The organism is Bacteroides faecis MAJ27, assembly GCF_900106755.1.
GTDB lineage: Bacteria > Bacteroidota > Bacteroidia > Bacteroidales > Bacteroidaceae > Bacteroides > Bacteroides faecis.
This window is the reverse complement of record NZ_FNNN01000033.1, coordinates 44,324-54,298: the sequence shown is the minus strand read 5'-3', so window position 1 is coordinate 54,298 and position 9,975 is coordinate 44,324. Positions and strand designations below refer to the sequence as shown.

7 protein-coding genes and 2 pseudogenes are annotated in these 9,975 nt (G+C 44.9%); 4 read left to right on the top strand and 5 right to left on the bottom strand.

Going from position 1 to position 9,975, the window contains the following annotated elements:
- Positions 1-83: 83 nt before the first annotated feature.
- Entirely contained in the window at positions 84-233 is a 150-nt protein-coding gene (locus BLW31_RS24560; protein WP_010539349.1) for a hypothetical protein, read from the bottom strand.
- A 483-nt stretch (positions 234-716) separates the two neighbouring features.
- On the opposite strand from BLW31_RS24560, the pseudogene BLW31_RS21165 reads away from it, so the two are divergent.
- From BLW31_RS21165 to BLW31_RS21155, 3 genes and pseudogenes are all read left to right on the top strand, one after another.
- Positions 717-1,009, top strand: a pseudogene (locus tag BLW31_RS21165) (nucleotidyltransferase family protein).
- A pseudogene (locus BLW31_RS25085) lies at positions 993-1,395 on the top strand (HepT-like ribonuclease domain-containing protein). The pseudogenes BLW31_RS21165 and BLW31_RS25085 overlap by 17 nt, the downstream one beginning before the upstream one ends.
- A gap of 34 nt (positions 1,396-1,429) precedes the next feature.
- On the top strand, positions 1,430-1,864 hold the full coding sequence (locus tag BLW31_RS21155) for a DUF6078 family protein (RefSeq protein WP_010539352.1): 435 nt from the start codon (positions 1,430-1,432) through the stop codon (positions 1,862-1,864).
- A 108-nt stretch (positions 1,865-1,972) separates the two neighbouring features.
- Here the strand turns inward: BLW31_RS21155 and BLW31_RS21150 are convergent, their stop codons facing one another.
- Genes BLW31_RS21150 through BLW31_RS21140 form a run of 3 tightly spaced genes read right to left on the bottom strand, consistent with a single transcriptional unit; the run spans position 1,973 to position 7,544 of the window.
- Complete coding sequence (locus BLW31_RS21150) at positions 1,973-3,340, bottom strand: TolC family protein (protein ID WP_010539353.1); 1,368 nt, start codon at positions 3,338-3,340, stop codon at positions 1,973-1,975.
- Positions 3,337-6,477 carry an efflux RND transporter permease subunit gene (locus BLW31_RS21145; protein ID WP_010539354.1) on the bottom strand — a complete coding sequence of 1,047 codons (3,141 nt, stop codon included), beginning with the start codon at positions 6,475-6,477 and terminating at the stop codon, positions 3,337-3,339. Before BLW31_RS21145 ends, BLW31_RS21150 begins: the two co-directional genes overlap by 4 nt.
- Positions 6,474-7,544, bottom strand: coding sequence for an efflux RND transporter periplasmic adaptor subunit (locus BLW31_RS21140; RefSeq protein WP_010539355.1), 1,071 nt, complete (start codon positions 7,542-7,544; stop codon positions 6,474-6,476). The genes BLW31_RS21145 and BLW31_RS21140 overlap by 4 nt, the downstream gene beginning before the upstream one ends.
- 180 nt (positions 7,545-7,724) lie before the next feature.
- Between BLW31_RS21140 and BLW31_RS21135 the strand changes: the two genes are divergently transcribed.
- A complete protein-coding gene (locus tag BLW31_RS21135) occupies positions 7,725-8,591 on the top strand; it encodes a helix-turn-helix domain-containing protein (protein ID WP_029425705.1) in 867 nt (288 codons plus the stop codon).
- Here the strand turns inward: BLW31_RS21135 and BLW31_RS21130 are convergent.
- Complete coding sequence (locus BLW31_RS21130; protein WP_010539358.1) at positions 8,572-9,924, bottom strand: MATE family efflux transporter; 1,353 nt, start codon at positions 9,922-9,924, stop codon at positions 8,572-8,574. The genes BLW31_RS21135 and BLW31_RS21130 overlap by 20 nt on opposite strands.
- Positions 9,925-9,975 lie beyond the last annotated feature (51 nt).

Below are 9,975 nucleotides of genomic sequence, written 5' to 3'. Positions count from 1 at the left end.
CAGTTTAGAGGAGTCAGAGATAAGGCATTTTTTTTATACAGACTTACTAAGTTATATGCATAAAATGAAAATCCCTCAGGTTTTTACATTGATCCCCTTTTGTGAGCTTCGAGATAAGCAGTCAGACTTTCATCGTCCAGAAACAACTGGTTGTTGATTCGTGAACTGGTGATGTAACCGAGATTCGCCCAGTTTCGCAGAGTTGCTTCCTGAACGCCATGTCTTTCAGACATTTGTTTTGTTGTGAGCCAATAGGACATAAAAAAACGGAACTAAGTTAATACTCTTACCTAGTTCCGTACCTTTTATATTATAAAAGAGTACGGAGCTGTCACATCCCGCTAATAGGAGGTAGTAACGGCTACCTGATGTATACGGGCAGACACCCCGTACCCTATGAGAAGTCATAGAAGTACAGGCGTCTTCCCGGCATACATCAAAAAAATCCGTTACAATTTCCTATTAGCCGAGGAAACGCGCAATCGCACACCTTTAAACGGTATGCTACGTTCCGATGACAAAGTTACAAATAGTTTTCGGAAAACAACAAAAGAGGCTAATAAATGTTTGGGGAAATCAGAGACCAAAATAGATTCTGTACGGTTTCATCTGCTTATTTAACAGATAAGAAATCAAAGCAGGTTATCGCTCCTCATTTCTTCTTTATATCAAAATTATTGCTATCTTTGTTCCAGTAATCAGAATATGAATAAAAGATGAAAACAACTGCTGAAATACTTGATATATTACACGATTTCAAGGCACACTATGCAGAGAAATACGGAATCATCACTTTAGGTTGTTTGGTTCCGCTGCCAGAGGTGAGCACGACGAAAATAGCGACATTGATATTTGTATAAAGTTACAAGAACCTAATTATTTCATAATATTGGACATAAAGGAAGATTTAGAAAAGATACTCAGCACCAAAGTGGATGTTATTTCATCAGGTGCTATCATGCGTAATTTCTTCCGAAAAAGCTTAGAGCAAGATGCGATCTATATCTAAAGAAAAAATAGTAGGAATGTTACGATTCGTGGAAGAACAAGGTTCTTTCATCGAAAGAACCACGAAACATCTAAATTCACATCATGACTTCTTAACTTCCGACTCTGGCATGGTTTTATTTAATTCGACCTGTATGTACCTTCAGACAATAGGAGAAACGGTTAGGCAAATCGATAATTTAACAGAAGAAAAATTTATAGTGAACTAATAATAAAATTCCTTGGAAACGAATAATAGGTCTACGCAATATTCTCTCACATGAATATGCTGCTATTGATCCAGAAGCTATTTTCAATACTATTAAAATAGGTATACCACCTCTGCTCACTACTCTGAATAATATAGTCATAGACATAGAAAACGGTAAATACGACTTTCTTTTTTAAAAGCAACAACAAACTATAAAAGCATTCAAGAATCATGAACACACAGATAGACTTTAATGACATCCCTAAGAATTATTTATACTGTACCCACAACAAATGCCCACGCCACAACAAATGCCTCCGCTATCAGGCTACATTATGTATGCCCCAAACCCTCCCTTATTATTCGGTAGTCAATCCATCTCACATTACAGGCAACGAAAATAACTGTACTTTTTTCAAACCATTCCGCACGTCACTCTTTGCCTCGGGAATGGATCATTTGCTCGACAACATCCCGCATGCCACAGCAGTCATCATACGCAAAGAGATATACTCTCTGATGGGGCGCAGTATGTATTATCGTATCCGTAACAAAGAGCGCCTGTTACATCCCGAGGAACAAAAACAGATTGCCGCTATCTTCATAAAACACGGAATAAAATATGAACCGACCTTCGATATATACATCGAGAAATACGATTGGTAGAAGCAGAATTATTCTCACCCCTTTGAGAAAGTATTCTCATAGGCATGAGTATTTTTTCTCATCGCAATGAGTATTTTTTCTCAAGGCGATGAGAATAGTTTGAGAATTTTATTGCAGTTGTCCCGCCGCTTTCAAGTAAGCCACATAGTTTACATACAACTGAAAATGGGCATCCACTTTCGTCTGATACGCCTGTTGCCACATAACTTGCGCTTCCAGATAATCCGAAAGGGTTTCCAATCCCACCTCATACTGTTTGCCGCTGACTTTCATATTCTCTTCCGCCTGTTCCAGCGAACGTTCTGAAAGCTCGCATTCCAGTCGGGCCTCATCCAGATTATTAGTGGCCTGCGTCAATTCAAGCAACATCTTTTCATTGGCATTTTCCTGTTCAAGACGAGTCTGTTCCAATTTTACCTTGGCAGAGCGCACCTTATTCATACGTTCGCCAAAATGAAACAGAGGTACTGAAACATTCAGAAAGACGGAGAATGATCCTTTTTTCATCAAAGTTTCGTCATTGATTTCCAATCCATGGAGATAGTCATAACTTCCCTTCACTCCCACACGTGGCAGCAGTTCGCTCCGATTCAGCTTTACCTGCTGCTCGGCCATGGCGATCTGTTTATTCAGAATACCATATTCGGGACGGGCACTGATATCGGCAACCTGTGTCTTCCACTCTTGCTCCACTTCCGGAAATTCATCCGAGATATCAATCCCCGCTGTCAGAGGCCGACCGATATAATGGCAAAGATTCATGCCGGCAAGACGGAGCGCATTATCCGCCTTGCGCAATGCCAGCTCACTCTCGTTAAGTTTCACTTGTACCTTCAACACATCATTCTGAGGTTTCATGCCATGCTGATGGGCACTCTTCACATTCCGAAACAGCTCATTGAGCAACACATGATATTTCTCCGCCACTTTCTTCATTTCTTTGGCTTTCACCAGTTGCACATAAGCCTTGTCTGTATTCAGAATCACTTCGGATGCAGTCAGTTCCTCATTCAGATGTGCCATTTCCTTGCCGAGCAATGACATTTTATAGGCGGTGCGAATCTTTCCGCCCATATAAAGCGGTTGTTCCACTTGTACTCCGCCTGTATAGACGGTCCCGACTTTATAGTCCAGATTCAATCCGGGGAAATAAGCATAACCGCTTGTTACCAACTCTCCAGTAGCGGGATCGGGCAGGAATACCGGCAGATTTCCACCCTGAATGCCCAAGCTGCCGTCTGCCGTACTATACAGTCCGGTTCCGCTTGCTGTAAAATTGGGGAAGAAGTTAGCTTTATAGCTGAGAGACATCAGCCGGGCGGCCTCTGTCTGTTTATCGGCAGCAGCCATTTCCTTGTTATATTTTAGAGCCATTTCACGGCATTGTTTCAGGCTGAGCTTCTCTTGTGCCGAAACAGAAAGAGAAGCCGCCATTCCAAACAAAACACTAACAGCTACAAGAAATTCTTTTTTCATTTGTCTGTCTTTTTGATATGAAAGAATAATGCATACAGAATCGGGATAAAGAGCAACGTGATGAGCGTGCCAAACAGCAATCCCCCCATGATAGAAGCTGCCAACGAGCCGAACATGGCATCGGGCAACAGCGGAATCATTCCCAGAATAGTGGTCAGCGAAGCCATCATCACCGGACGGAGACGGCTCTGGGCGCTATCGATCAACGCAGTGACCGGTTCTACTCCCTGACTGATCTGCAACGTAATTTCATCCATCAGCACAATCCCGTTCTTTATAATCATACCGATCAATCCCAATGTGCCGACAATCGCCACAAAATTGAATGTCTTCCCTGTCAGCAACATCACGGCGACTACACCGACAAAAACCAACGGTATGCAGCAGAAAATGATAATCGGCTTACGATAGTCTTTAAACAGCATAATCAGTATCGAGATCATCAGAATAATGGCAAACGGGAAGTTCTTGAACAAATACTGCATGGATTTCGTACTGGCATTCCTTTCACCCTGCCATTGCAGTTTATAACCGTCGGGCAATGGGATCTGCTCTATCTGCGCGGCAATGGACTGGCGTGCCTTCTCTGTTTCTATTCCCGGAACAGGCGAACACTGCACACGCTGGCTACGTTGCCCGTTATAGCGAGGGACTACGGGATCTTCCCATTGTACATCGATCCGCTTGCTGATCTGTTTCAACGGAGTAGTTCCCATCAAGGTTTCTACCAATTCGTCTTTTGAAAGCGTTCCCGTTTTCAGTTTCATCATCATCTCCTGCGTCAACAAGCCATTCAAAGAAGGAAGAGAAGAAAATATTTGCGTGTTATCCAAATCCTCAATCGGTCTTCCCTGTTCGTCAAGGCAGCGCAGATAGATATTGTCCCGATGGATTCCTTCGTGGAAAGAACCGATGGGAATGCCACTGGTGGCCGAAAGCAACGAGAGGCTTACATCATTACGGCTTAGTCCGATAGCGCGGGCAGTCGGCTGGTCATATTCAATGGTCAGCACGGGAATCTGCGGCTCCCAGTCCGTAGTTATCAGATATACATCCGGACAGCTTTCCATAATGCTGCGGGCACTGTCTGCCAATTGATGCAAAACAACCGGGTCCGGCCCCGTAAACTGTGCCTCGATCGGATATTTCTTGAACATCAGGTTATAACGGTTCAGTTTCACGTAGGCATCGGGGTAACGAGACGAAAGATATTGCTGAATCTCGGGCATATTATCCACCAATGCATCGGGAGAAGTAAAGTCTATAATCAATTCACCGTATGCCAAAGAAGGATTGGCTATGTTACGCACCAAATTATAACGACCGGGTGTACCACCGACGGAAGCTGTGACATGGGTCACTTCCGGACGAGTTTTCAGATAGGCTTCAATCTCTTCCAAGTCACGTGTGACACGGGTATAATTTGTTCCTTCCGGCAGTTTATATTCCATATAAAGCTGATCGTACACCATATCCGGAAAGAAACCTTGTTTCATGAACCGATAGCTGAAAGCTGAAAGAACAACCAACGCTACCATCGCAAAGACAAAACTCCAGCGATGAGCCAGACTAAACCGCAGCAAGGAGCGCAGGACGGCATAAATCTTTCCTTCATACACTCGTTTTCCGGTAGTTGACGCTTCTTTCGAAACTTCGGGATGCAAAATTCGGTTGGCCATCAACGGTACGTGCACCAGAGCCAATACCCAGCTAAGCAGTAACGAAACCGCCAGCACGATAAATAAGTCGCGCGTATATACCCCTGCGGTATCGGGAGACATGAAGATAGGCAGGAAAGCAATGATAGCAATCAAAGTGGCTCCGAGCAAAGGCATCGCAGTCTGCCGCCCGATAGCGGTCATTGCCTCCATACGGCTCTTGCCTGCTTTCAGATCGACCAGTATACCGTCAATAATAACAATCGCATTATCAACCAGCATCCCCATAGCAAGCACAAATGACGCCAGCGAAACCCGTTGCATCGTGCCATCCACAAAATACAGGAACAGAAAGGAGCCGAACACCGTTACCACCAGACTGATTCCGATAATAACTCCACTCTTGAATCCCATCGTTATCATCAGAATGACAACTACGATAATGACCGATTCAATCAGATTAAGAATGAATGTTCCCAACGAACCGGATACACGTTCCGGCTGGTAGAATACTTTATGACACTCCACTCCTGTCGGAAGCCGCTCTGCTTTCAATTCGTCCAGTTTCTGTTCTACCCGTTTGCCAATCTTGATGATATCCGAACCGGAAGAAGCCGCAATCAGTATTCCCATGGCACGCTGCCGGTCATAAAAGAGTTCATTGCGGGTAGGATTCTCATAATCTTTCTCAATTCGGGCGATGTCACTCAAACGTAACTGGTCATCATCGTGCCCCTGAATCAGCATACGTCCGATGTCTTCCACCGTCTTGAACTTGTCACTCACCGTCACCCGAATGCGGTTATCGCCATTATCGTAGTATCCGGTATAAGTGGTTTTATTCTGTCCGTTCAAAGTAGCGAGAACTTCGGCAGGTTTCACGCCCAGATTCGCCATCCGGTCCTGCAGTAAAGAGATGTTGATGCATTCCTCACGCTTTCCATACAAGTCAACCCGTTCCACTCCGTCCAGTTCGCTGACTTCCCGCTTTATCAGTTCGGCATAATCAGACAGTTCCCTGTCCTGCAATCCGTCTCCTGTCAGCGCATAAAACATACCGTACACATTTCCGAAATCATCTTTCACAAGGGGAGTAGCAGCACCTTCGGGAAGTTCAGCCTGTGCATTCGCTACCTTACGCCGCAACAAATCCCAGCATTGTTCCACATCTGCCTCCTTGACGGTCGTTTTCAATTCCACCTGAATCAGGGAGAGATCGTTGTAAGAATAACTTTCTACATTATCTATATTCCCCATTGTACGGATATTCTTTTCAAGTACATCCGTCACTTCCAGTTCCACCTGATGTGCGGAAGCTCCGGGATAGGTAGTCACTACCATGGCGACTTTCACCGTTACTTCCGGGTCTTCCAGCTTACTCATTTCATAGCTGGAATAAGCTCCTCCGACTATCAGCACCGCAATCAAGAAGTAAATTAACTTCTTATTTTCAAATGCCCATTTACTTATATCGATCATAGCAATCCTCCCACATTGGTTTTAGAAGCAGGCAAAAGGGGTTCTACCTGCTCTCCGTCTTTCACATGGTGCACTCCCGAAGCAACAATCAAGTCACCGGGCTTCAAGCCCTCCGCAGTCACCAGGCACCTGCCGCTGCCCAGCAAACGGGTGACTGTCACATCACAACGACGGATGGTCCGGCTGAAAGCATCATAAAGGAAAACACTCGCCGTCCCCTTGTCACGAAGAACCGCACCCGTAGGAACGGACAGATGACGCACTTCCCCTTCGGTACATTCTATAGTGACCATTGTATTCATTCCGGGGGAAGGAAGCGCCTGCGCTTCACCTTTCTTCAACTGCAAACGCATCGTATACAGTTGATTGGCATTCGCTTTAGGGGTGACATTTATCAGATCGAGCGCATACTCCTGACCGGGATAAATGTCGAACGTACAAGTGTAGCCGGTGAACTGCCGGCGACGGATATATTCTACTGCCGGAAGATTAATTTCCACCTCCGGTGTCCCCTCGCTGATAATGGAGACAACGGGCATACCGGCCGCAATAGTCTCATGGGAATCGAAAAGACGTTTCTGTACATATCCGCTGAAAGGAGCATACAGACGGGTATATTCCAGCTGATCTTTCGCATGATTGTACTTGGCGGTTATCTGTTTCAACCCGTACATCGCTTTATCATTGGCGTCGGGAGTCGTTACATTCTCCTTATAAAGTGCCATCACACGCTCCGCCTCCGCCTTCACACTTTGATACTCCGCTTCCGCAGCATCCAGCTGAATCTGATAATCAGCAGGGTCCAGTTCGGCAAGCAGCTGTCCTTTGCGCACATACGTTCCGTCGTTGACGTGCATACGCAATATAGTTCCGCTTACACGGAATGACAAACTTATATCCTGCGCCGCCTTCACCCGTCCGGGAAATTGCAAAGCCGTCTGTCCGTCGGCAGAAAATACAGTATCAATCTTCACTGTAGGTTTGCTATCTGTAATCTGTGTACGTTGGCTGCAAGACGCCAACAAAACGACTAAAATTCCTGTTAATAAAAAGTTGAATCGTTTCATATTTTCATTTGTTATTTAGTTCATGCAAAAGTATCCCAAGCAGATAAAAGTAAAAAGGTTGATTTAAGCTATAAATTGTCCGATTTGCAGGTTTTTCGACTTAAAATCCTCAAAAACTTTGCTATTTGTATTTATTTATTCGTTTCTTTGCAACAGAAACCACCCAAAAGCAAAGAGGAAATGGAACAACGGATACCTTTTAGTTATGTTATAATATCTCCGGAGAATGTTACGAAAAAAGAAGGCTGTATGATATCTACCATAGACAAGTGTGGTTTCTTTTTTTGCCAGAAAGGAGAAGTGGAAGTTGCCCTGAGTGACAAGTCGTATTTAATAAGTAAAGGAAGCGTCTGCATTTATATGACAGGCAGTCTCTTGCGCATCCAGCGTATCAGCAAGGATATAAAAGGGATTATGCTGGAGGTGGATTTGAATTATATTATTCCGATCGTTAATAAGATAGTCAATTCGGAAAACCTGCTCTATCTACGGGAAAATCCCTGTTTCTCAATTACAGAATATCAATACAGCTATCTGGAACAATTAATCAAAGCCCTGCAACAGCGAATGGATATAAAAGCACATGACATCCCGCTGCAAAGACAGCATCTGATATCCGAGCTCATCAAATCATGGGGGCAAACCTTATGCTATGAGTTGCTGAACGTTTATTTTACCAACCAGCCTCTCAAACCTTTATCGCAAGACAAAAAGGATAAAATCTTTCAGAACTTCGTCATCACCCTCTTCCGCTATTATCAGAAGGAACGGGACGTTACCTTCTATGCCGGCAAACAATACCTTTCTTCCCGGTACTTTTCTGCCGTCATTAAAGAGAAATCCGGTAGTACCGCCCTGCAATGGATTGTACAAATGGTAATTACCGAAGCCAAACAACTGCTCGAAAATTCCGATCTCACCATCAAGGAAATTGCAACAAAACTGAATTTCCCGACTCAATCTTTCTTCGGTAAGTATTTCAAGCAATACGTAGGTGTCTCTCCGAAAGAGTATCGGAATAAACAGATCAGGCAGTTGCCTTCCTGAACTGGCGGAACTGCCACCAAAGCATCCCTCCTGCAATCAGACTGGCTATCAAATCAGAGATAGGCATACTGATCCACACGCCGAGCTGCCCGTAAAACCGGGGAAGAATCAACAGGCAAGGAATCAGTACAAGCACCTGACGGGAAATAGAGAGAAAGATAGCCTTGCTCGCCATGCCGATACTCTGGAAAAAGTTGGAAGTCACCATCTGAAAACCGACAATCGGGAAAAACATCACAACAATCCGTAAGCCCTTTGCCGAGATATTCACCAATTCTTCGTGCGTCGTAAAGATGGAAACAGCCAGTTGCGGAATAAACATTCCCATCAGAAAACCGATGGTTGTAACAATGGTCGCGGCATAAATCGTTATTTTCAGCACTTGCGTCACGCGCGGATACTGTTTGGCGCCGAAGTTATAGCCGGCAATGGGCTGCATTCCCTGATTCAAACCCATCACAATCATAACGAAAAGGAATACCAGGCGGTTGACAATGCCGAAAGCTCCGATAGCCAGATCCCCTCCGTGCTGTTTCAGCCCCTTATTAATAAGGATGACGATAAAGCAGGCGGCAAGATTCATCAGGAAGGGAGCCATACCGATGGCCAGAGAATCAAAAACAATCTTCTTCTTCAGACGGAAAATGCCTTTATGAAAATGCAGGAGTTCGTCTTTATTACTGAACAATTTGAATTGCCAGAGAAGTGCGATGACCTGTGCGGTAATCGTAGCGATAGCCGCGCCTTGTATCCCCCAGCCGAAGCCGTAAATAAAAATAGGGTCGAGTATCGTATTAATGACCACGGTAGCAATCGTGGCATACATCGCCTTCTGCGGATGCCCTGCGGAACGAAGTACCGCATTCAAGCCCAGGTATAGATGAGTGATGACATTTCCCCAGAGGATAACCACCATATAGTCGCGGGCATAGCCGACAGTCGCCTCACTTCCCCCGAAGAAGTAAAGAATCGGATCGAGGAAAATCAGGGTAAGAACCGTAAAAGCCAGTCCGATGATAATATTTAATACCAGCACATTGCCAAGCACCCGTTGTGCCGTATCATAATCTTTCTGTCCCAGCTTCACCGATACCAGTGTAGCCGCTCCCACACCTACCAGCGAACCGAAAGCCGCCGCAAGGTTCATCAGCGGAAACGTAAGTGCCAGCCCCGAAATAGCCATTGCCCCCACCCCGTGACCGATGAAAATACTATCTACCATATTATAAAGAGAAGACGCCGTCATGGCGATAATTGCCGGAATGGCATACTGCATTAAAAGCTTCCCGATCTTTTCCGTACCCAGCGCAGTGGGTGTCTTTTGTCCTGTCATACCTATTGTTTTGAGGGCGCAAAGATACAAAAAAGAGACGGATTACAGGAT

Coding starts and splice junctions, on each gene's coding strand:
- BLW31_RS21150 (WP_010539353.1), bottom strand. CDS start 3,340: ATGAAAAAAGAATTTCTTGTAGCTGTTAGTGTTTTGTTTGGAATGGCG.
- BLW31_RS21130 (WP_010539358.1), bottom strand. CDS start 9,924: ATGACAGGACAAAAGACACCCACTGCGCTGGGTACGGAAAAGATCGGG.
- BLW31_RS24560 (WP_010539349.1), bottom strand. CDS start 233: ATGTCTGAAAGACATGGCGTTCAGGAAGCAACTCTGCGAAACTGGGCG.
- BLW31_RS21155 (WP_010539352.1), top strand. CDS start 1,430: ATGAACACACAGATAGACTTTAATGACATCCCTAAGAATTATTTATAC.
- BLW31_RS21135 (WP_029425705.1), top strand. CDS start 7,725: ATGGAACAACGGATACCTTTTAGTTATGTTATAATATCTCCGGAGAAT.
- BLW31_RS21145 (WP_010539354.1), bottom strand. CDS start 6,477: ATGATCGATATAAGTAAATGGGCATTTGAAAATAAGAAGTTAATTTAC.
- BLW31_RS21140 (WP_010539355.1), bottom strand. CDS start 7,544: ATGAAACGATTCAACTTTTTATTAACAGGAATTTTAGTCGTTTTGTTG.